Annotated in this window: 15 protein-coding genes and 1 pseudogene; 7 read left to right on the top strand and 9 right to left on the bottom strand. The window is 61.6% G+C overall.

Going from position 1 to position 22,797, the window contains the following annotated elements; translation table 11 throughout:
* Positions 1-10: 10 nt before the first annotated feature.
* Entirely contained in the window at positions 11-1,204 is a 1,194-nt protein-coding gene (gene larC, locus NW807_RS07320; RefSeq protein WP_414425688.1) for a nickel pincer cofactor biosynthesis protein LarC, read from the bottom strand.
* 29 nt (positions 1,205-1,233) lie between these two features.
* Between larC and NW807_RS07325 the strand changes: the two genes are divergently transcribed.
* Both NW807_RS07325 and gndA read left to right on the top strand, forming a co-directional pair.
* A complete protein-coding gene (locus NW807_RS07325; RefSeq protein WP_414425689.1) occupies positions 1,234-1,770 on the top strand; it encodes a pentapeptide repeat-containing protein in 537 nt (178 codons plus the stop codon).
* A gap of 90 nt (positions 1,771-1,860) precedes the next feature.
* Complete coding sequence (gene gndA / locus NW807_RS07330; RefSeq protein WP_414425690.1) at positions 1,861-3,270, top strand: NADP-dependent phosphogluconate dehydrogenase; 1,410 nt, start codon at positions 1,861-1,863, stop codon at positions 3,268-3,270.
* On the opposite strand, the gene NW807_RS07335 is transcribed toward gndA, so the two are convergent.
* From NW807_RS07335 to nadC, 3 genes are all read right to left on the bottom strand, one after another.
* Entirely contained in the window at positions 3,267-4,775 is a 1,509-nt protein-coding gene (locus NW807_RS07335; RefSeq protein WP_414425691.1) for an L-aspartate oxidase, read from the bottom strand. The two genes, gndA and NW807_RS07335, sit on opposite strands and share 4 nt — an antisense overlap.
* 39 nt (positions 4,776-4,814) lie before the next feature.
* Positions 4,815-5,747 carry a quinolinate synthase NadA gene (gene nadA / locus NW807_RS07340; RefSeq protein WP_414394741.1) on the bottom strand — a complete coding sequence of 311 codons (933 nt, stop codon included), beginning with the start codon at positions 5,745-5,747 and terminating at the stop codon, positions 4,815-4,817.
* Between the two features lie 137 nt (positions 5,748-5,884).
* Positions 5,885-6,727: a carboxylating nicotinate-nucleotide diphosphorylase gene (gene nadC / locus NW807_RS07345; RefSeq protein ID WP_414425692.1), complete on the bottom strand. Its 843-nt coding sequence runs from the start codon at positions 6,725-6,727 to the stop codon at positions 5,885-5,887.
* Between the two features lie 30 nt (positions 6,728-6,757).
* On the opposite strand from nadC, the gene NW807_RS07350 reads away from it, so the two are divergent.
* Together NW807_RS07350 and NW807_RS07355 are read left to right on the top strand one after the other, a co-directional pair.
* Entirely contained in the window at positions 6,758-7,837 is a 1,080-nt protein-coding gene (locus tag NW807_RS07350; RefSeq protein WP_414425693.1) for an ABC transporter substrate-binding protein, read from the top strand.
* A 484-nt stretch (positions 7,838-8,321) separates the two neighbouring features.
* A pseudogene (locus NW807_RS07355) lies at positions 8,322-8,705 on the top strand (SaoD/DsrE family protein); the annotation flags it as partial.
* A gap of 18 nt (positions 8,706-8,723) precedes the next feature.
* Here NW807_RS07355 and clpB read toward each other — a convergent pair.
* The 3 genes from clpB to phoU all read right to left on the bottom strand — a co-directional run bounded on the left by clpB (position 8,724) and on the right by phoU (position 14,448).
* On the bottom strand, positions 8,724-11,366 hold the full coding sequence (gene clpB, locus NW807_RS07360; RefSeq protein WP_414425694.1) for an ATP-dependent chaperone ClpB: 2,643 nt from the start codon (positions 11,364-11,366) through the stop codon (positions 8,724-8,726).
* Between the two features lie 94 nt (positions 11,367-11,460).
* Entirely contained in the window at positions 11,461-13,677 is a 2,217-nt protein-coding gene (locus tag NW807_RS07365; RefSeq protein WP_414425695.1) for a ribonuclease R family protein, read from the bottom strand.
* Between the two features lie 129 nt (positions 13,678-13,806).
* A complete protein-coding gene (gene phoU / locus NW807_RS07370) occupies positions 13,807-14,448 on the bottom strand; it encodes a phosphate signaling complex protein PhoU (RefSeq protein ID WP_414394749.1) in 642 nt (213 codons plus the stop codon).
* A 143-nt stretch (positions 14,449-14,591) separates the two neighbouring features.
* On the opposite strand from phoU, the gene NW807_RS07375 reads away from it, so the two are divergent.
* Together NW807_RS07375 and NW807_RS07380 are read left to right on the top strand one after the other, a co-directional pair.
* Positions 14,592-15,920, top strand: a complete 1,329-nt coding sequence (locus NW807_RS07375) for a four-carbon acid sugar kinase family protein (RefSeq protein WP_414425696.1) — start codon at positions 14,592-14,594, stop codon at positions 15,918-15,920.
* Between the two features lie 16 nt (positions 15,921-15,936).
* Positions 15,937-17,472 carry an FAD-binding oxidoreductase gene (locus tag NW807_RS07380; protein WP_414425697.1) on the top strand — a complete coding sequence of 512 codons (1,536 nt, stop codon included), beginning with the start codon at positions 15,937-15,939 and terminating at the stop codon, positions 17,470-17,472.
* On the opposite strand, the gene treZ is transcribed toward NW807_RS07380, so the two are convergent.
* Entirely contained in the window at positions 17,439-19,286 is a 1,848-nt protein-coding gene (treZ, locus tag NW807_RS07385; protein ID WP_414425698.1) for a malto-oligosyltrehalose trehalohydrolase, read from the bottom strand. The two genes, NW807_RS07380 and treZ, sit on opposite strands and share 34 nt — an antisense overlap.
* Positions 19,287-19,372: 86 nt before the next feature.
* Here treZ and NW807_RS07390 point away from each other — a divergent pair, with 86 nt between their 5' ends.
* Complete coding sequence (locus tag NW807_RS07390; protein WP_414425699.1) at positions 19,373-21,439, top strand: prolyl oligopeptidase family serine peptidase; 2,067 nt, start codon at positions 19,373-19,375, stop codon at positions 21,437-21,439.
* Here NW807_RS07390 and eno read toward each other — a convergent pair.
* A complete protein-coding gene (gene eno, locus NW807_RS07395; protein ID WP_414425700.1) occupies positions 21,436-22,734 on the bottom strand; it encodes a phosphopyruvate hydratase in 1,299 nt (432 codons plus the stop codon). The genes NW807_RS07390 and eno overlap by 4 nt on opposite strands.
* Between the last annotated feature and the right edge of the window lie 63 nt (positions 22,735-22,797).

Consider the following 22,797-nt stretch of genomic DNA (forward strand, 5'->3'; position numbering starts at 1 on the left):
GTCCGACTGGCTAGGCGGGATCCCCTTGCAGCCGCTTTTGCCATGCCGCGTGAGCCGCTAGCCACACCGTCTGCACCGGCACGCGGAACTCTTGGGCGCGGGCCACACAGTCGCGAAACTCCGGCTGGGCGTTGACGATGCGGCCGTGGTGGCAGGCCACCTTGACGTCCACCAGGCCGTAGGGAGTTTCCACCCGCTCGATCCGCCGCTCCAGGACGGTGCGCTGCTGCAGGGAGTGGCGAATGCCCAGGGTGGTGGTTTCCCGGAAGAGGAGATCCTGGAACTCCGGCACGCGATCCGGCGGGCAGATTACCGTCAGTAATACCCCTGGTCGTCCCTGCTTCATGGTGATGGGCTGGGTAAACACGTCCCAGGCACCGAGGGCCAGCAACTGCTCACAGGTGTAGGCAATCACTTGAGGGTTGAGATCGTCAATCTGGGTTTGTAAGACCGAGACAATCTCGGTCGGCTCATGCCCCTGCGATTGACCAATCCAAAGGCGAAAGATGTTGGGAATGGGCAGCTCACGGCTGCCAGCCCCCCGCCCCACTTTTTCCAGCCGCAGCGGTGGACAAGGCCCAAACTCTTCTGCCAGCGCCACTGCCAAGGCTGCCCCGGTGGGGGTAACCAGCTCGGCTTCCACGCCGTTGCTGAACACTGGCACACGCCCCATTTCCCACAGCTCAATCACCGCCGGCACGGGCACCGCTAGCTGGCCGTGTTCGGTGCTGACCCAGCCGCCGCCAATGGGGTGGGGAGAAGAGATCACCCGCTCCACCTGCAGCCAGTCGAGGCCAACACAGGTGCCGACGATATCCACCAGGGCATCGACAGCCCCCACCTCGTGGAAATGCACTTTTTCCAGGGGAACCTGATGAACTTTTGCCTCTGCCTGGGCCAGCTTCTCGAAAACCTTGAGGCTGCGGACCTTGACCGCAGGAGCCAAGCGGGATCCGGCAATCAAAGCCTGGATCTCCAACCAGGAACGGGGGGGCGGGGATCCGTCCAGCACCTCCACCACCGCCTGCAGGGCAGGCTGCCCACAGCGCTGCACGCGACTCACCTGCAGGTTGTATTCCCCCCCGATGCCCAAGGCCTGGAGCTGCTGGTTGAGATACTCCAGGGGCACCCCGCAATCCAGCAGCGCCCCCAGGCACATGTCGCCGGCAATGCCCGCTGCGCAGTCAAAGTAAGCTACTTTCATACCAGCATGATAAGAACTCGCGGAAGAAGTTGAGCGCTTTGAAGCGTCCTGAGGCAGCAAAAGCCAAGAGGGGATCCCAGCTGCGGATCCCCCTGGGGATCCTGCTGGCGGCGACGCTGCTGCTGGGGGGTCTGTGGGGATTGGCGGCGAACGGCCAGACTCGCCTCAACTTCAACAACGCCGATCTGCGAGGGCAGGATCTGTCGCGTCAGGATTGGCGAGGCAGCAGCTTTGTCAGCGCCAACCTGCAGGGTGCCGACCTGCACGGGGCTAACCTCACCGGCGTGGTCTTCACCAAGGCCAATCTGGCGGGGGCCAACCTGGCTGGGGCGGATCTGAGCAACAGCCTGCTGGATCTGGCCAACCTAGCGGGTGCGGACCTCCGAGGGGCCAACCTTAGGGGAGCGATCGCCGCGCGGGCCGTTTGGGAAGGGGCCCAGATTGCCGGCGCCGACTTCAGCGAGGCCTATGTGGATCGGGCGGCCCTGCGCCAGTTGTGCCAGCGAGCGGAGGGATCCCATCCCGTAACCGGAGTTTCCACTCGCGCAAGTCTCGGCTGTCCTTGAAAGCTGGCAAAGGTGAAGAAAACAGGATCCCTAGAACCGGCCGCTCGGATCGACCTCTAGATTGGGTGAGGTGTTGATGGTGCCCCAACCATGAGCAAGCCCAGCTTTGCGGTGATCGGCCTGGCGGTGATGGGGGAAAACCTGGCCCTCAACGTCGAACGCAACGGCTTTCCAGTTGTTGTCTACAACCGCACCCGCTCCAAAACCGAGCAGTTCATCCAAGGGCGAGCCCAGGGCAAACAGATTACCCCCGCCTACAGCCTGCCGGAGTTGGTGCAACAAATGGAGCGGCCCCGTAAAATCTTGATCATGGTCAAGGCAGGCCCAGCGGTGGATGCTCTCATCGACGAGCTCAAACCGCTGCTGGAGCCGGGCGACATCCTCATCGATGGGGGCAACTCTCTCTACAGCGACACCGACCGGCGCGCCGCGGCCCTGGAGCCTACTGGGATCCACTTTGTCGGCATGGGGGTGAGCGGCGGGGAAGAAGGCGCCCTCAACGGCCCCAGCCTCATGCCTGGCGGCAGTCTGGAAGCCTACCACTTACTGGAGCCCATCCTCACCAAAATTGCCGCCCAAGGGCCAGACGGGCCCTGTGTCACCTACCTGGGGCCCAAAGGGGGCGGGCACTACGTGAAGATGGTGCACAACGGCATCGAATACGGCGACATGCAACTCATTGCCGAGGTCTACGACCTCATGCGCAGGGGGCTGAAGCTTTCGGCACCCCAGATGCAGGAGATCTTCCAAGCCTGGAACGAGACGGAGCTGGAGTCGTTTCTGATTGAGATTACCGCCAAGATCTTGGGGACGCTGGATGCGGAGACGGGCAGGCCGCTGGTGGATCTCATTTTGGACAAGGCAGGCCAGAAGGGCACGGGCCTGTGGACGGTCAAGGACGCCCTGGATTTGGGGGTGCCAGTGCCCACCATCGAGGCGGCAGTGCAGGCCCGCATTCTCTCGTCGATGAAGGAAGAGCGGGTGTCTGCCTCCCAGCAGTTGCAAGGGCCAGGAACCACCTTTGAAGGGGATCCCGAGCGCTTCCTTCAGGATCTGCGCGCCGCTCTCTATTGTTCCAAGATCTGCTCCTATGCCCAGGGGATGGCGCTGCTCCGGCAAGCCACTGTTGCCCACGGCTACATCTACACCTTGAGCGAGATCCCTCGCATCTGGAAGGGGGGCTGCATCATCCGCGCCCGCCTCCTGGGCAAAATCCAGGCAGCCTACCAGCGGGATCCGGAGCTGGTCAACCTGCTTCTGGATGAGGAGTTTAAGCAGGCCATCCAGGAAAGGCAGGGATCCTGGCGGCGGGTGGTGGCCACCGCGGCAGCTTTGGGGATCCCGATCCCGGCCATCAGCGCCTCCCTGGCCTACTACGACAGCTACCGCACTGCCGAGCTGCCCCAAAACCTCACCCAGGCCCAGCGGGATTTCTTCGGCGCCCATACCTTTGAACGCATCGACAGGCCCGGGGTTTTCCACCACACCTGGAGCGCCTAGAGGGAAGCCCCACCCAGACCCAGGGGCGTCTGCTTAACCGTAAAGCCCCACACTTCGGTATGGAAAGGATCTCCTTCTTGGGGGAAATCCTTGCGGAAGTGGGCTCCGCGGCTTTCCTCTCGCAACAGAGCCCCTTGCGCCACCAGGCGGGCAAGCAGCAACAAACTCCCGGCCTCGACCTCTTCCCGGCTGGCCCAGGGCTTCTCCTCCAGGGGTAGGGCCTCTGCAAAAGCCAGAAAAGTCCGCAACTGCTCTCCCTCCCGCACCACGCCCAGGGCTTCTCCCACCTGCTGCCTGAGCTTGGGAAGCAGAGAGGGCGGCGCCGTCAGCACTGGTAGAGCCTGCACCTGCCGCGGTGGATCCTGGAGGTCCCGTAGGGCGACTAGGGCAGCCCGCTTGCCCATGACCAGCCCCTCCAAGAGGCTGTTGGAAGCCAAACGGTTTGCCCCGTGCAGGCCTGTAGAAGCCACTTCCCCCGCCGCGTAGAGGCCCGGCAGGCCCGTGCAGCCAAAGGCATCCGTTCGCACGCCGCCCATGACGTAGTGGGCAGCGGGAGCAACCGGCAGGGGCTCCCTTCTGGGATCCAGCCCCAAAGCGCGGGCAGAGGCAACAACGGTAGGAAAGCGCTCTTCCAGATGGGGCACAGCTTGGAGGTCCAGGTAAACTCCCCCCGTCCGCTGCTGCTCCCAGAACACTGCCTGGGCCACCACATCCCGCGGCGCTAGCTCCCCCAGCTCCGCATAGCGAGGCATAAAGCGCTCCCTCCAGGCGTTGAGCAGCACGGCCCCTGCCCCTCGGGCGGCTTCACTGACCAGGGCTCCATTGGGCAAAACGGTGGGGTGAAACTGCACAAACTCGAGATCCCTGAGAATGGCCCCTGCTCGCCAGGCCAGGGCCATGCCATCGCCAGTAGCTCCCGGCGGAGCTGTGGAGAGGGGGAAGAGGCTGCCAAACCCGCCTGTAGCCAGGAGAACCGCCCCCGCCCTCACCTGAAGGAAGCCCTCTGGACCAAGGAGCAGGGCTCCCCCCACTCTCTCCCCTGCCATCAAAAGGCTGAGGGCTGTGTAGCCCTCTAAAGGCGGCTTGCTCAGGCAAGCCAGCAGGCCTCTGAGAAGCCATAGCCCACTCCGATCCCCTCCCAGATGGCGTACCCGCGCCCGCGAATGGCCCCCTTCCCGCACTGGCTCAGGGTGGAAGGGGAGCCCCCAGGACAAAAGCTTCTCTAGGTGAAAGGGCGCTTCCTCCAGAATGGAGCGGGCCACTTCGGCCTCCACCAGGCCCCGGCCTGCCTGCAGGGTGTCCTGGAGGTGGGCCTCCACATCTGCCGCATCCAGCGGAAAAGCCACCCCCCCCTGCGCCCAAGGAGTGGATCCCGAGGGGAGGGGATCCTTGCTCACCACCAGGGCTCTGGCCCCCTCCGCTTCCGCCCACAGGGCTGCATAGACCCCTGCCACCCCTGCTCCCAGGATCAGGAGGTCTGTTTCCGCCGGGAAAGCCGTGGACACCACTGGACAAAACCGCCTCTCGACCGGGGCGCCCCCCTTCTAGGCTCCCGCCGGCACCGACAGCATGGCCAGGAGGGACTTGCGGGCTTTTTCGGCCACCGCCTCTGGCACTTGGATTACGTGGCGCATCTCCAGCAGGGAGCGATAGATCTTTTCCAGAGTAATTTTTTTCATGTACTCGCAGACGGCGTCTGCTTTGACAGGGATAAACCTCTTGTTGGGGGCCTCTTTTTGCAGCCGGTGGAGAATGCCCACCTCGGTGGCGACCACAAACTCGCGGCTGGCCGAAGTTTTGGCATAACGCACCATCCCCTCGGTAGAAAGGAGCTTGGCGTCCGGCTTGAGAAATAGACAACTGGAGCCGCAACTGCACTCGGGGTGGATGAGGAACTCCGCCTCCGGGTGCCTCTCTGCCATCGCCTTGAGGTGCTCCTCCCGGATGCCGACATGGACGTGGCACTCGCCGGGGAATAGATCCAGCTCCCTCCCCGTTGCCTGGGCTACATAGGCCCCCAGGAACATATCCGGCACAAAAAAGATGGGGCGATCCGGCGGCAGGCTAGCCACCACTTGAACCGCGTTGGCGCTGGTTACGCAGACATCGGCCAAGGCTTTAATCTCGGCGGCCGTGTTGACGTAGGCAACCACCAGGCCCTCTGGGTTGGCTTCTTTCCAGCGCTGCACATCCTCCGGGCGGATGCTGTCGGCTAGGGAGCAGCCAGCCTCCAGATCCGGCAGCAGCACCGTCTTTTCCGGGTTGAGGATGGCTGCCGTTTCGGCCATGAAGTGGACGCCCGCAAAGACGATGACCTGGGCGTTCGTTTTCTGCGCCTCACGGGCCAGGCCCAGCGAGTCTCCCACAAAGTCCGCCACCTCTTGCACCTCGGGGAGTTGGTAGGAGTGGGCTAGGATAACCGCCTGCCTTTCTCGCTTGAGCCGAGCTATTTCCTGCACGAGGGTTGCTTCTGTCATCCTATCTAGGCCGGCCATCGGGTACAGATCCTGACTTGCCGGGCTGCCTGCCAAAAAATCCTAGACAAAGCGTTGCCCAGCAGCCGGGCTTGGGCTATTTACCTAGCCTAGCATTAGAAACAGCCCCCGCTCAGACCTCAAGGCCGCACCACCAGCAAGGAGAGATCCAAGGCCTTGGCTGAGTGAGTCAGGGCCCCCACACTGATGTAATCCACGCCTGCCTCAGCCGCTTGCCGGGCGCGCTCTAGGTTCATGTTGCCGCTGACCTCTAGGGGAACTTTCCCCCCCACTCGTTGAACGGCAGCCCGGATCTGCTCCAAGGGGAAGTTATCGAGGAGGATCAGATCGGCGCCTGCTGCCAAAGCCTCCTCCAGCTCTTGGAGGTTGCGCACCTCAACCTCGACCTTGAGGTGGTGGGGGGCACCTGCTTTGGCCCGCTGGATGGCTGCCGAGATGCCGCCTGCGCCGCGGATGTGGTTTTCCTTGATCAAGATGCCGTCGAAGAGGCCAAAGCGGTGGTTTTTGCCGCCCCCGACTCGAACGGCGTATTTCTCCAGGGCGCGCAAGCCAGGGGTGGTCTTGCGGGTGTCCAAAAGCTGGGCTGAGGTTCCCCGCAGCGCCTCTACGTAGGTGCGGGTGAGGGTGGCAATGCCGGAAAGCCTTTGGAGAAGGTTCAGCGCCAGCCTTTCTGCTGCCAGAATGCCCCGCAGGGATCCCTTGAGCTGGACTACCTCCTGGCCAGCAGCCACAGAGGCCCCTTCCTCTACCTTGGGGGCGAACTGCACCTGCGGATCCACTAGCCGGAAAACCCGCTGGGCAATCTCCAAACCCGCTAGGATCCCTGGCTCCTTTGCCAGGATCACTGCCTCGCCCTCCACGCCAGGGGGCAGGGTCAGCTCACTGGTGAGATCGCCGTGGCCGAGATCTTCCCATAGCCAGGCGCACAGGGTCTCCTCTGGGATGTAGAATGCTTGCATCATCTTCTGCAGAGGTGAGTTGCTTATTTGCTTATGGCCTCGGCTGGATCCCCTAAGTCCAATAGTGGCACTTTCAGCCGTCGTCAGTTGCTCAAAGCAGGAGCTGCCGCGCTGGGAGGCAGTTTGCTGGCCGCAGCAGGTGCTCAAGCGCAGCGGCGAACTTCCCCCACCCTCATCGTGGCGCAGAGATCCAAGCTCGACCGAGTTTCCTATGCTACCAACTGGTATGCCCAAGCGGAGCATGGCGGCTTCTATCAGGCGGTGGCCACAGGCATTTACCGCGAGTACGGGCTAGACGTCACCATCAAGATGGGCAGCCCCCAGGTCAACATCACCCAGATTTTGGCCGGTGGAGCTGCTGACTTTGCCATGGGGGGAAGCGCGGGAGTCATCAACGCTGTGCGGGAAGGGATCCCGCTCATCTGCGTGGCGGCTATTTTCCAAAAAGACCCGCAGGTTCTCCTGGCCCATCCCGGCACCAAGCGCCTGGAGGAGCTCAAGGGCCGACCCATTTTCGTATCCAAGGGGGCCTTTACCACCTACTGGCCCTTCCTGAAAGCCAAGTACGGCTTTACTGACGACCAAACCCGCCCCTACAACTTCAACCCTGGCCCCTTCTTGGCCGATCCCAGCTCTGCCCAGCAGGGGTACCTCACCTCTGAGCCTTTTGCCATCGAAAAACAAGGAGGGTTTAAGCCAGTCATTTTTCTCCTGGCCGACTACGGCTACAACCCCTATGCCACCACCATCGAGACGCGGCGCCAATTGGTGGAAACCAAGCCTGACTTGGTGCAGCGATTTGTCGATGCCTCCATCAAGGGCTGGTACAGCTTTCTCGAGGATCCTCGCCCCGCCTATCGCCTCATCAAGCGGGATAACCCAGAGATGACCGATGAGCAGTTGGCCTACAGCTTTGAGAAGTTGAAAGAGTACGGCATCATTTTGTCTGGCGACGCCCTGGAAAAGGGCATTGGCGCCATGACCCACGAACGTTGGCAAAGCTTCTTTGAGACCATGACTGTAGCAGGCGTCTTTGAGCCAACTATCAACTACCGAGCTGCCTACACCCTGGACTTTGTCAACAAAGGTCCTGATTACTACAAGAAGAGCTAGGTCTATGCCCTGCAGCGGCCCGGTAACCTCCCTAGGGGCAGATAGCGATTGTTGGCTTGTCTAAGTCAAGATTGACACCCTTGCTAGCTTTCCCTTAGCTCAGCCTTACATCCCTCTGGTTTGGCTAAAATCCGCAGGAACCCTCGTGCCCAGTTTTGGCTTGTCGAGCACCTTGGCTTAGCGAGCACGTAGAGGGAGGGAACAATCTTGCTTGCGCCAGTCGAGGGTCGTAAGCGATTTGAGTGGACGATGGGCAGCTCCCCGAGCGGAGGGTGAGCGGGTTTGGGAAAGCGGCAAGACGGCTTCCACGACCTCTTGGTCGGTCTGGAACTGGTGCCAGTAAGGCTTTGGGAGGCAGAGCTCTAGAAAAAAGCTAGAGTGAGGGGCTTGAACCTGCCCTCTCTGCATCGCCGTGGGCGCAAGTGGCTTGCCTAAGTGATAATCAGTGATAATCATAGCTGGTGACGATTGGAGCAAATTAGCCGTGAAAGTTGCTTACGTATTCATTACCCCCCGCGGCGGCACCTACAAGCTAGGCCAGATGATCCTGCCGCAGCTTGAGGCGGGAGTCCACGGCGCAGAAGTGGTGGGCATGTTCTTTTTCGACGACAACTGCTTTGTCTTGCGGCAGGGGGATCCCATCGGCGAGCGCCTAGCCAAGATTGCCGAAGCGCAAAACATTTTGCTGATGATGTGCGACATGTGCGCCCTGGAGCGCAACCTGGCGGAAGGGGAACCCAAGTGGTGCGACGCCCAGGGACGTGGGCGCAAGGAGCCGGGCTACTGCGTTCCTAAAAACGTGGTCAAAGGCGTGCAGGTGGGCTGCTTCCCCGACCTCTACGCGGCCTTGAAAGACAACCCACCTGACCATCAGCTTGTAACAGGTCTAGCTGACGGCTACGGCCGCAGGCGGCTCCTGGCGGGGCTGAGAGCCAATCTTGCGGAAGACCAGCCGCTCGTTGGCCACATCCACCAAGATGCGGTCGCCAGGCAGGAACTCGTTTTCCAGCAGCTTGGTGGCGATGGGGTTTTCGATCTCCCGCTGAATCACCCGCTTCAGCGGGCGGGCCCCAAACATGGGGTCGTAGCCCAGCTCGGCCAAGTAGCTCTTGGCCTCTTCGGTAAGCAGGAGCTCGATTTGCTGATCCGCCAGCAACTGCTCCACCCGCCGCATCTGCAGGCTGACGATCTGGCGGATTTGCTCTCGGGTGAGGGCGTGGAAGATGATGATCTCGTCCACGCGGTTGAGGAACTCCGGCCGGAAGTGCTGCCGCAACAGAGTCAGCACCTGGCTTTTCATCTCCTCATAGCGGCTTTCGTCGCCCCCGATTTCTAGGATGAGCTCGCTGCCAATGTTACTGGTCATGATGATGATGGTGTTTTTGAAGTCCACCGTCCTGCCCTGGGAGTCGGTGATGCGGCCATCATCAAGCACCTGCAGCAGGATGTTGAAAACATCGGGATGGGCTTTTTCCACCTCGTCAAAGAGCACCACCGAGTAGGGGCGGCGCCGCACCGCTTCGGAAAGCTGCCCGCCTTCTTCGTAGCCCACATAGCCCGGCGGAGCACCGATGAGGCGGGAGACCGAGTGTTTCTCCATATACTCCGACATGTCGAGGCGCACCATTGCCTCGGAGCTGTCGAAGAGGAACTCCGCCAAGGCGCGGGCCAGCTCGGTTTTGCCGACGCCAGTGGGGCCCATGAACAGGAACGAGCCAATGGGCCGATTGGGATCCTTGAGGCCGGCTCGGGCCCGCCGGATGGCTGCCGCTACTGCTGCTACCGCCTCGTCTTGGCCCACCACCCGCTGGTGCAAATGGGCTTCTAGGCGCAGCAGCTTTTGCTTTTCCGACTCCATTAGGCTAGTGACCGGGATCCCGGTCCAGCGGGAAACAATCTCGGCAATGTCTTCGGGCGTCACCTGTTCCCGCAGCAAGGGCTCGCCGTTGGCCTGCAGCTTGGCCAGGTAGGCCTCCTGTTCTTGGATTTGGCGCTCCAGCTCCATCAGCTTGCCGTATTTGAGCTCGGCAGCCCGATTGAGGTCGTACTTCTGCTCGGCTTGCTCAATCTGCAGCTTGACAGCGTCCCGTTCGGCCTTGAGGTTTTGCAGGCGCTCGATGGCCTCTTTTTCCATTTGCCAACGGGCGCTCAGCTCCCGCTGCCGCTCCATCAAGTTGGCTAGCTCCTGCTCAATTTTGCCCAAGCGCTCCTTGGAGGCGGGGTCATCTTCTTTCTTGAGGGAGAGCTCCTCCATCTGCAGTTGCATGATGCGCCGGTCAATCTCGTCTAGCTCGACGGGCTTGGAGGTAATCTCCATCTTGAGCTTGGCCGCTGCCTCATCCACTAGGTCAATGGCCTTGTCAGGCAAAAAGCGCTCGGAAATGTAGCGGTTGGAGAGAACCGCCGCTGCCACCAGGGCCGAATCGCTGATTTTTACTCCGTGGTGCAGCTCGTAGCGCTCCTTGAGGCCGCGCAGGATGGAGATGGTGTCTTCCACGGAGGGCTGATCCACATACACCGGCTGGAAGCGGCGCTCCAGGGCAGCGTCTTTTTCAATGTACTTGCGGTACTCATCCAGGGTGGTGGCGCCAATGCAGCGCAACTCACCGCGGGCCAGCATGGGCTTGAGCAGGTTGCCAGCATCCATGGCTCCCTCGGCGGCCCCTGCCCCTACCACCGTGTGCAGCTCGTCAATGAAGAGGATGATCTGGCCCTCCGATTCGGTAACCTCCTTCAGCACGGCCTTGAGGCGATCTTCAAATTCGCCGCGGTACTTGGCCCCAGCAATCAGGGATCCCATGTCCAAGGCAATGACCCGCCGGTTTTTCAACGACTCCGGCACATCTCCCCGGTTGATGCGCTGGGCCAGGCCCTCGACAATGGCGGTTTTGCCCACGCCCGGCTCGCCGATGAGCACGGGGTTGTTTTTGGTGCGGCGGGAGAGCACCTGAATGACCCGGCGGATCTCCTCGTCCCGCCCAATGACCGGATCCAGCTTCCCTTCGCGAGCAGCCTTGGTAAGGTCGCGGCCATAGCGCTCCAGGGCTTCGTAGCGGGCCTCCGGGTTTTTGTCGGTAACCCGCTGCTTGCCTCGCACTTGCTGAATGACAGGTTTAAGGCGCTCGACCGTCAAGCCCAGGGGTGCTAGAACCCGCTTGCCCACCCGCTCGTCGTCTAGGGCTCCTAGGAGCAGGTGCTCCACCGAGATGAAATCATCGCCATACTCTTTGCGAAACTCCTCGGCCCGATCCAGGGTGGTCTCCAGGCCGCGGCCCAGGTAGAGCTGATCCACCCGCGCCAATTTTGGCTGCTGGTTGATGAAAGCCTCGACGCGATCCCGCACCCGCCTTGGCTCAATGCCAGCCCGCTGTAGAATGGTCGGCGCAAGGCCGCCCTCTTGGTCCAAAAGCGAGATAAGCAGGTGCTCAGTTTCCAACTGCTGCTGTTGGTGGCGTCGGGCTACATCCTGGGATTGAACCAGGGCGCTCCAGGCTTTCTCGGTAAATTGGTTGGGATTGGTGGGCTGCATAGGAGTTCGCAAGGTGTTCTCTCAATCCAGATATCGCCCATTGGGCCAAAGTTGGAGTTCGTAACAACCGTCCCTCGGGGGAGGGATCCCCGCCTCATTCCTCCTCTTCGCAGGGCCGTCCCTCGCCAATCACCGCCAGGTCAATCTGTTGGCGGTAGTAATCCACGTTCTTGACCTGCACCTCCACCCGGTCCCCAAGGCGGAACTGGCGCCGGGTTTTTCGCCCCACCAGGGCTTGTTTGCGGTATTCGTACCAATCGTTTTTCAAGGTGCTCACCCGCACCAGCCCTTCTGCCAAAATGGGGTCTACTAGCACGAAAAAGCCGTAGCTCTGGACGCCGACGATCAGGCCGGGGAACGTCTCCCCGAGGTGTTTTTGCATAAACTCGCACCGCTTCAAGCCCATCAGCTCCCGCTCTGCCTGTTGGTGGAGCTGATACCCCGCCTGGATTTTGGGCAGTTGCGCTTGGAGAAAGGCCTGCCACTCCTCCTGCACTTTTGGCGGCAGCACCTGCCAATCAAGTTGGTCGTAGCCGCTGGGGCTGTGCAGATCCACCACGGTTTTGGAGCGAGGGCTACGCCGATTGCGCCCTTTGCTTAGAGCCAGACCCAGAGCCCGCAAGTTGAGCAAATCGGCATAGCGGCGCAAAGGGGCAGTAAAAGAGGCATAGGGCTCTTTGAGACCCAGGCCAAAATGTCCAAGCGGCTCCTGCAGAGGCTGCAGGCAATACTCGACGGGGGGCAGAGTAGCCACCAACTGGGCCACCAAGGCTGGGCTAGTCCCCGCGGCCAACACATCGGGGGCAGTGATGCGGGCACAGATCCGCTGCCAATCGGCCAGCGTTACCGTCTCCGGCTCCTGCAAGTTCAGATCCAGCTTCATGGCGTTGGCCAGGCGCAGGAAGTTCTGCAGGGCCTCGGCGGTGGGGGGCTTCTGCACGCGGGCCAAAGAGGGGATCCCCAGCCGGCGCAGGTGGTGGCCCAGAACTTGGTTGGCCAGCAGAAGAATTTCGGTCATCAGGGCGTGGGCGCCAAGGCGATCGCTAATCAGGAGGGGCCCGTAGCCGCTCTCGTCGGCAGAGTAGGGGGTGAGCAGGTCCAAAAGCGGCAGGTCGAACCCGCCGGCTTGGTGGCGCTTGACCCGCAGGATTTGGCTAAGACGGAGCAGGTTTTGCAGCAGGGCCATCAATTCTGGCACCTCCTCCTCGGGGCCAAGATCCGCAGCAGTGGCCAAAAGCGCCTGCACCTGGCCGTAGGAGAGGTGGGCCCGTGACCGCACCAGGCTGGGGTGGATCTCGAAGTTCCGCACCACCCCCTCGGCGTCAATGGTGATTAGCAGCGAATAGGCCAGGCGCTCCTGCTGCGGCAAGAGAGCCAGGCGGCTATGCACTTCCGGCGGGAAAAGGGGCAGCACCACGCTATCCAGGTAAACCGTGGCGGTGCGCCGCTGCGCCTCCTGCTCCAGCGGGTGATCCGGATCCAGCCAGTGGGCCACGTCGGCAATGTGCACCCCTAGCAGCCAGTGGCCCTCTTCTTGCCGCTGGAGGGAGACGGCCACATTGGGCTCGAGGCCGTGGGGGTGCTGCAAGTCCAGCGGTTCTAGGGTGATGCAAAACCAATCCCGTAGATCCAGACGGCCCTTTTGGTCAGGGCGGCTTAGCTTTTTGGGCAAGGCTGCTGCCGCTTCCAACACCGCCGGGGGAAACTCCTGGGGCAGGTCGTACTTACAGCAGACCAGATCCACGTCGATAGAAGCCTCGGGACCATGGCCCAAAATCTTGCGGATGCTGCCCACCGGCGGCAGGTTGCCAAGGGGGTAGCGCTTCACCTCTACATAGGCCAGCCGACCCTCAGCCAGCTCAGAAACAGGCGCTGGGGAGGAGGGATCCGGCTCGCTCAAGACGAGCTCAAACGGCAGCCGGTCATCCAGGGGCACTACCCGAAAGCCTTCCTCCGTCTGCTTGAGACGGCCCACCAGCGTAGGGTTGGCTCGCTCCACTACAGCCACCACCTCTCCCTCGGGGCTGCGGCGGCGATTGCCTTCTTTGGTAATCCGGGCTATCACTTGGTCGCCATTCCAAGCGCCATTGAGGTTGCTGCCGTGGATGTACACATCCTCTGCCCCCGGTTCATCCCGAACGGCAAAGCAAAAGCCCTTGTTGGAGCAGCGCAACCGCCCCACGACCAAGGATTCATCCGGCTTACGCCGGTAGCGAGGCGGATCCCCCGCTCGTTCAAGAAACCCCGCCCGCACTAGTCCATCGAGGGCAATGTCCAGCATTGCCACTGCTTCGGGATCAGAAGTTGGCACAAGGGCTAGCAGCGTCTCTCTATCGCTCCATTGCTCGGCAGGTTGGGAGAGAAAATGATGAAAAATCCGAGAGAAGTCCATTGCAGGGAAGCAGAGAGGAGCAGAACCTGCAAACTCAACGCCTTGAAGCTAGTCGCGGTGGCCCGTGACGATGAACGCCACCCGCTGGCCAATGTTGGTGCTGTGGTCAGCTAGCCGCTCCAGGTAGCGAATAGCCAGCAACATCAATAGGATAGGCTCGATGGATCCCTTGACGTCAGACTGCTGCGCCAACGTATTGTAAAGGTTGGTGTAATCTTCATCAACGGCGTCGTCCTCCCGCTTGAGTTGTCGGCCCAGCTCGGCATCCAATTCCGTCAGGGCCGCAAGACTATGGCTGAGCATTTTCTGGCAGCGCCGCATCATCACGCGAATGCGCCCCAGCTGGGGCGGCGGGGGGTAGAGAGCCAGGCGCAAAGCCACCTCAGCCAAGTCTTTGGCGTAGTCGCCAATTCGCTCCAGATCCCGAACCAGCTGCATCAAGGTGCTGATCCAGCGCAGATCCCGCGCCACTGGCGAGCGCAAGGCGATGAGGTCAATACAGTCTTTCTCGATTTGACGATAGAAGCGGTCGATTTGCTTGTCTTGGTCGATGGCCTGTTCGGCGGCAGCTAAGTTCTGTTCAAAGAGAGCTTGCTGAGCCAAGACTAGCGATTTTTCCGCCAGCGCCCCCATGCGCAGCACATCCTGCTGAATCCGCTTGATCTGAAGTTGCAGCTCAGCTTGCTCCATGGCTTTCTCCCTGGGAATAGCTGCTGTCGTTTGCAGCTTCCAGAGCCTGTAAATTTCATTTCCTGTAAATTTCATTTTAATCATGGCAAACTTTTCTTGAGCAGTGGAAAACTGGCTCCCACTCTCCGCGCTGGAGGACAGGGATGAGCCGTCTCCCCATTGTCGTTTTGGACGATGACCCTACCGGATCCCAGACTGTCCATAGCTGCCTGCTGCTGACCCGCTGGGATCTGGAAACGCTCAAGTTGGGGTTGCAGGATAGCTCGCCAATTCGCTTTATCCTCACCAACACGCGATCCCTGCCAGCGGCGGAGGCTGCCGAGGTGACGCGGTCGGTCTGCCGGGCCCTGAAGCAGGCCATGGGAGAGCTGGGGTGGGAGCGGGCCCTTTTTATCAGCCGCTCCGACTCGACGCTGCGCGGGCACTATCCCTTGGAGACGGATGTGATGGCGGCGGAGCTGGGGCCTTTTGATGCCCACTTCCTGGTGCCAGCCTTTTTTGAAGGAGGACGCATCACCCGCAACAGTGTCCATTATCTACGGGTGGAGGGCCGCTGGGTGCCAGTCCATGAGACGGAGTTTGCCCGCGATGCGGTGTTTGGCTACCACCACAGCTATTTGCCCGAGTATGTGCAGGAAAAGACCCAGGGGCGGATCCGGGCCGAGCAGGTGGTGCGATTGACTCTAGAGCAGATTCGCGCTGGCTGTCTGGAGCAGCTTTTAGGCCTAGGGGGGAATGTCTGCTGTGTGGTGGATGGAGAAACCCAGGCAGATCTGGATCGTTTTGCCCAGGATGTCTGGGCGGCCATAGAGCAGGGGAAGCGCTTTTTGTTTCGCAGCGCCGCCAGCCTCTTGACGGCTTTGGCCCAGTTGCCGCCGCAGCCGGTTCCGCCAGAAGAGATGGGGCAGTTTGTCCGCTCTGACCGGTCAGGGGTGGTGATCGTGGGATCCCATGTCCAAAAGACCAGCCAGCAGTTGGCCCGCCTGCTCCAGGAGCCAGGGATCCAGGGCATCGAGGTGGAGGTAAGGCGGCTCTTGGAGCCGGGGAAGGAAGCCGAGCTGCTGCCGGCAATCCTGGAGCAAGTCCACCGCGCCTACGGGCAGGGCCTGACGCCGGTGGTCTACACCAGCCGGGAAGAAGTGGGGTTTGACGGCGCCAACCCGGAGGCACGGCTGGCCTTTGGGCAGAGAGTTTCCCGCCTGTTGATGGCCATTGTGCAGGGGCTGCCGGAAGGGATCGGCTATCTCATCAGCAAGGGCGGCATTACCTCCAACAACATCCTCAGCGTTGGCCTCAACCTGCCAGCGGTGCGGCTGCTGGGGCAGATCTACCCAGGGATCTCCATGGTGCTCACGCCAGCAGACCATCCCCGCTTTCCCAACTTGCCGGTAGTGCTGTTTCCGGGCAACGTGGGCGAGGCGGATACGCTGGTTTTGATCTACCGTCGCCTCCGCAGCCGCGGCTTGGTCTAGCCTAGTCCTTCCCGCCATGGCTGAACTCGTCTCCCCACCTGAAACTCTGCCTGCCTTGGAGGCCTGGTGGGGATCCCTGCGGCAGAAACCAACGGTGCTGCCCCCGGCGGTGGTTCACTGCTGTTCTGAGGGTCTGGGCAGCCCCGATGCCGATGTGGTAATTGCCGGCGGCACCCTGGGGCTTCTCTTGGGAGCGGCCTTGGCCAAGCGGGGCTGGCGGGTGATCCTAATTGAGCGCGGCATCCTGCGGGGGCGGGAGCAGGAGTGGAACACCTCCCGGCGGGAGCTACAAGTGCTGTTGGAGCTGGAGCTGCTCACCCCAACCGAATGGGAGGCGGTGCAGGTGACCCACTACCCCCGAGGGCGCATTGGCTTTGGGGAGGGCCCTACCTGGTGGGTGGAAGGGGTGCTCAATGTAGGCGTGGATCCAGTCAGCTTGCTGGAGTTCCTCAAGCAGCACTTCCTAGACTGGGGAGGGCAGTTGCAGGAGCAAACTGGCTTTCTTGGCGCCACAATCCACCCCGACGGGATCCGCATCCAGACCACCACCGGCCAGCTCAGCGCCCAGCTCCTGGTGGATGCCATGGGGCACCGCTCCCCCATCGTGGCCCAGGCTCGCCAAGGGCAGCCGCCGGACAGCGTCTGTCTGGTGGTGGGATCCTGTGCCCAGGGTCTGCCGGAGCAACCCACGGGGGATCTGTTCTACAGCTTTACCCCAGCCCAGAACGGCTACCAGCCCTTCTGGGAGGCCTTCCCTGCCCGCGAGGGCCGCACCACCTATCTGTTTACCTACTGCGACCGGGATCCCCGCCGACCGAGTCTAAAGAGGCTCTGGGAAGACTACTGCCGGCTACTGCCTGCCTACCAGGGGGTTGAGCTGGAGCAAATCCGCTGGGTGCGCAAGCTGTGTGGCGTTTTCCCCGCCTACCGGCGCAGCCCCCTGCAACTGCCCTGGGATCGCCTCCTGGCAGTAGGAGACAGTAGCGGCAGCCAGTCGCCTTTGAGCTTTGGCGGCTTTGGGGCAATGTTGCGCCATCTGGATCGTCTGCAACAGGGGATCCACGAGGCTCTAGCCCAGCGGCAGTTGGATCGGCCGGCCTTGGCCCTGCTGCAGCCCTACCAGCCCAATTTGGCGGTAACTTGGCTGTTTCAAAAAGCAATGATCCCTCCTTTGGGAGAGGAAAACTGGGATCCCCATAGCATTAACCGCCTGTTGAGCAGGGTATTTGAAGCCATGGTTGCCGCCGGACCCCAGGTGGTGCAGCCCTTTTTGCAGGATGTGGTGCAGCTTGGCGGCTTGGCCCAGGCCCTGTGGGGGGTGATGAGCCGAGATCCGGCACTGGTGGCCGCGCTCCTGCCTCGGCTGGGGCTGCCGGAGCTGCTGGACTGGGTGGGGCACTTTGCCGCCCTTGGCCTCTACGAGCTCTTGCAAAGGCTAGCCGACCGCCTGGAAGTGGATCCAAAGGACTACTTCTGGAAACGGCGGCGAGAGGCCTGGCGCTACGGCTGCGGTCGGGATTACCTATTCTGGCTGTACACCACCACCCCATAGGGTGGCACTTCAACGGGATCCCCTTGGCTTTTTGCCGGCAGGGAGGATCCAGGGCCCAGCCACTGCGCCTCGTGGCTGTCCAAAAGCTTCTCCCAACTGCCGCGCCAATCGGTGTAGGTGGCCGGCTGATCGGGGCTGAAATTGAAAAGGGCAAGCAAAGACTGGGATCCCTGGCGGCGGTGCAGGGCCAGGCCAGAGCCGGAAAACAGCTCCACTTCCACCCCCTCCCGCTCTAGGTGCTGGAGGGCCGGTTGGGTTTTGCGCAGCCGGATCAGGGTCTGGTACCACTTCCAGAGAACCTGGTGGTGACCGGCCTCCTTCAACTCCCAGTTCAGCTTGGAGCGCAAGAAGGTCTCCTCTGCCTGGGGATCCGGGGGCTCGCCCTGCCAGGCAAAGGCGCTGAACTCGCGGCGGCGTCCCTGGCGCACCGCTTTCACCAGGTTGGGATCCCCGTGGCTGATGAAGTAGAGAAAGGGGGCCACCTCCCCATACTCTTCCCCCATAAACAGCAGCGGCAACATGGGAGCTAGCAGCAGGGCAGCGGCGGCCAACTTCAGGCCCGCAAAGGAGGTGAGCTGGCTGAGGCGCTCCCCCAACATGCGGTTGCCCACCTGGTCGTGGTTTTGAATGCAGATGACAAACTGGGATCCTGGCCTGCTGACGGCGGAATTGCCGTGGCGGCGGAGTCGGTAGCGGGAGTACTGGCCGGAGTAGACGTAGCTCTCCCGGTAGGCCTTGGCCAGGTGCTCCAATTGGCCGAAGTCTTGGTAGTAGCCTGTCTTTTCCCCAGTAAGCAGGGTGTGAACCGAGTGATGAAAGTCGTCGCACCACTGGGCGTCTAGCCCGTAGCCCCCTTGCTTGCGGGGGGTGATGAGGCGGACGTCGTTGAGGTCGCTTTCAGCTACAAGCACCCTGGGCCAGCCCGTGCGCGCTTCTAGGGCATCCACCCGCTCCGCCAATTCCTGCAAAAAAGGGTAGGCGCTGAAGTCGTAGATGGCATGCACCGCGTCCAGCCGCAGGCCATCCAGGTGAAACTCCTCCAGCCAGTACTCGGCGTTTTGCAGGAAAAACTCCCGCACCCCGTCCGAATAGGGGCCGTCGAAGTTCATGGCCTTCCCCCACGGCGTACGGTACTTGTCGGCAAAGTAGGGGCCGAAATCCCCCAAGTAGTTCCCCTCCGGACCCAGGTGGTTGTAGACCACATCCAAGACGACAGCCAGGCCCTGCTGATGGCAGGCGTTCACCAACGCTTTCAGGCCCGCTGCTCCCCCATAGCTAGTCTGCACGGCATAGGGATAGACGCCGTCATAGCCCCAGTTGCGCTCCCCTGGAAACTGGGCTACCGGCATCAGCTCCAATACGTTGACCCCCAGCTCCACAAGTTGCGGCAGGCGAGGAATGATGGCGGCAAAAGTGCCCTCCGGGGTAAAGGTGCCCACGTGCAGCTCGTAGAGGATCCACTGGGAGAGAGGGATCCCCTTCCACCCCTGATCCTGCCAGTCAAAGTGGGGATCCACCACCCGCGAGGGGCCATGGACGCCGTAGGGCTGGCAGCGGGAAGCAGGATCTGGCCGCTCCACCACCCCCGCTGCGGTGTGCAGGCGGTAGAGGTAGTCCACCGGCCCAGGCGGGATCCCCTCCACCTCCCCCTGCCAGTAGCCCTGCTCATCTTGGGTCAGAGGGATGAGCCGTCGGACGGGGCTAGTCAGCTTTAGCTCGACTCGCTCAACCAAAGGCGCCCAAACCGAGAAGCGATAGCGGCCCTCGCCCAAGGGATAGGCGCCAATCCGTCCAACCGGGGAACGCGGAAGCACAAAACCTGTCTGCACAACTCGGCTTCTACTATAGCGAGGCTTGCCCCCCGGCGGTTTTAGGCTTCTGCCATAGTGGAATTGGCCTCTTGCTCTCCGTCTCTATGCTCAACTACCCTCCTAGCCATCCGGATCCCACCGTTGTCGACATCTACCATGGCCAGCCAGTGCCGGATCCCTATCGCTGGCTGGAGGATCTGGACTCTGAGCGGACGCGGGCCTGGATCGAGGCGCAAAACCAGCTTACCTTTGACTACTTGCAGCGGATCCCGGCGCGGCAGCGGCTCCTGGAGCGCCTAACCCAGCTCTGGAACTACGAAAAATACAGCCAGCCTTTCAAAGAAGGGGGCCGCTACTTCTACTTCAAAAACGACGGCCTGCAAAACCAGAGCGTTCTCTATACCCAAGAGAGCCTGGAGGCCGAGGCCCGGGTTTTGCTAGATCCCAACACCCTTTCCGAAGATGGCACCGTGGCCCTTTCGGGCATTGCCATCAGCCGCGATGGGCGCTACTTGGCCTATGGCCTCTCCCGCTCCGGCTCCGACTGGCAAGAGTGGAAGGTGCGCGATATTGAAACGGGAGAAGACCTGCCGGATCACTTGCGCTGGATTAAGTTCTCTGGGGCCAGCTGGACGCCGGACGGACAGGGGTTTTTCTACAGCCGCTACGACGAGCCGCCCCCTGGCAGGGAATACGAAAGCGCCAACTACTTCCAAAAGCTCTACTACCACCGCCTGGGCACTCCCCAGTCGGAAGATCTCTTAATCTACCACCGCCCTGACCAAAAAGAGTGGGGCTTTGCCGGCGGGGTTACCGAAGATGGCAACTACCTCATCATCTCCGTCTGGCGGGGCACGGATCCCAAAAACCTCCTCTTCTACAAAGACCTGCGGGATCCCAACTTGCCGGTGGTGGAGCTTATCCGCGAGTTCGAGGCCGAGTACAGCTTTGTCGGCAACGACGGCTCCCGCTTTTGGCTGCTCACCGACCTCGACGCCCCCCGGCGGCGACTGGTGGCCATTGATCTTGACAACCCAGGGCAGGTGCAAGAGGTGATCCCTGAAGCCGAGGAGACCCTGCAAGGGGTTAGCCTCATCAACAACCAGTTTGTTGCCTTCTACCTCAAAGACGCCCACACCCAGATCAAGACCTTTGCTCTAGACGGCACCTACCTGGGGGAAATTCCCTTGCCAGGGCTGGGATCCGCCAGCGGCTTTGGCGGCAAACGCTATGACACCGAAACCTTCTATACCTTCACCAGCTTCACCACCCCGCCCACCATCTACCGCTACGACTTCACCACTGGCAGGAGCACCCTATTCCGTCAACCGCAGGTGGACTTCGATCCCCAAGCCTATGAGGTGCAGCAGGTGTTCTACCCTAGCAAAGACGGCACCCGCATCCCCATGTTCCTCGTCCACCGCCGTGGCCTGGCTCGGACAGGGGATCACCCGACCCTGCTGTACGGCTACGGCGGCTTTGGCATCTCCCTGACTCCCAGCTTTTCGGTGGGCCTGGTGGCCTGGCTGGAGATGGGAGGGGTTTACGCCCAGCCCAATTTGCGCGGCGGCGGCGAATACGGGGAAGCCTGGCACCAGGCGGGCACCAAGCTCAACAAGCAAAAGGTGTTCGACGACTTCATCGCCGCGGCTGAGTGGCTAATAGCCCATGGCTACACCAACCCCTCCAAATTGGCCATCTCTGGTGGCAGCAACGGCGGCCTCTTGGTAGGGGCTTGCCTGACCCAAAGGCCGGATCTCTTTGCGGCAGCCCTGCCCGCCGTGGGGGTGTTCGACATGCTGCGCTTTCACAAGTTCACCATCGGCTGGGCCTGGATCTCGGAGTATGGATCCCCGGAGGACCCAGAGGAGTTCAAGGCCCTCTACGCCTATTCCCCCCTGCACAACCTCAAGCCCGGCACTGCCTATCCCGCCACCCTAATTACCACCGCCGATCACGACGACCGCGTGGTGCCGGCCCACAGCTTTAAGTTTGCCGCTGCCCTGCAAGCAGCCCAGGGGGGATCCCAGCCCATCCTCATTCGCATCGACACCAAAGCCGGCCACGGAGCCGGCAAGCCCACCACCAAGCTTATCGAAGAGACCGCCGACCGCTGGGCCTTTTTGGTGGAGGTGCTGGGGATCCAGACCGACTAGCGACTTCGCGCCGGCAAGGCCCGAGGGCCCAGGCCCACCCGACCAGCATAGACGGCTGCTTCCCCCAGCTCGTCTTCGATGCGCAGCAGTTGGTTGTACTTGGCAATGCGCTCGCTGCGACAAAGGGATCCGGTTTTGATCTGGCCGGCGCGGGCGGCCACCGCCAGGTCGGCAATGGTGGTGTCTTCCGTCTCGCCGGAGCGGTGGCTGATGATGGTGCGAAAGCCCGCCTGAGCGGCCAGTTGAAGGGTCGAGACCGTTTCTGTCAGCGTGCCAATCTGGTTGAGCTTGATCAAAATGGCGTTGGCCACACCGCTGTCGATGCCTTTCTGCAGCCGAGCTGGGTTGGTAACAAACAGGTCGTCCCCTACCAGTTGCACGCGAGATCCCAGTTGAGCAGTCATGGCCTGCCAGCCAGCCCAATCTTCTTCGGCCAGACCATCTTCAATGGAAAGGATGGGATAGTTGGCTAGCAGTTGCTCGTAGTAATTGACCATCTGCTCGGCGCTGCGGGCTTTGCCCTCAAAGTGGTACTGCCCATCCTCCAGCAGTTCATTGGCCGCTACATCCAGGGCCAAGGCGACCTCTTCCCCTGGCTTGTAGCCCGCTCGTTCAATAGCGGTTATCAACAGATCCAAAGCGGCAGCGTTGGAGTCGAGGTTGGGGGCAAATCCCCCCTCATCTCCTACCCCCGTGGACAGCCCCTTCTGTTGCAGCACTTGCTTTAGCGCCGCAAACACCTCCGCCCCATAGCGCAGCGCCTCGCGAAAGCTGGGTGCCCCAATGGGCACGAGCATGAACTCTTGAATATCGAGGTTGTTGTCGGCGTGGGCGCCGCCGTTGAGCACATTCATGAGCGGCACTGGCAGCAGGTTGGCAAAGGGTCCGCCCAGGTACCTGTACAAAGGCAGGCCCACCGCATTGGCAGCCGCCTTAGCCGTGGCCAAAGAGACCGCCAAGATGGCATTGGCTCCCAGTTGCGACTTGTTGGGGGTGCCATCCAGATCGATCATCAACTGGTCGATGCGGGCTTGGTTGAGGGCATCTTCTCCCCGCAGCTCCGACTGGATGGGGCCAAGAATGTTTTCCACCGCCCTCAACACGCCCTTGCCGCTGTAGCGCCTGGGATCCCCATCCCGCAGCTCGTGAGCCTCAAAAGTGCCAGTCGAAGCGCCACTGGGCACCTGGGCCAAGCCGGTTGCTCCATTGGCCAGGCCCACCAGAGCTTCTAAGGTCGGTTGTCCCCGCGAGTCGAGGATCTCATGGGCGGTAATCCACTCGATGGCCGTTTCCACAGTTGCACCTCAGCAATTGGCTAGACAGTTCTGGCCAAAGCCCAATTGCCAATAGACTAGTGG

The sequence above is a fragment of the Synechococcus sp. R70.1 genome (genome assembly GCF_047461675.1).
GTDB lineage: Bacteria > Cyanobacteriota > Cyanobacteriia > Thermostichales > Thermostichaceae > Thermostichus.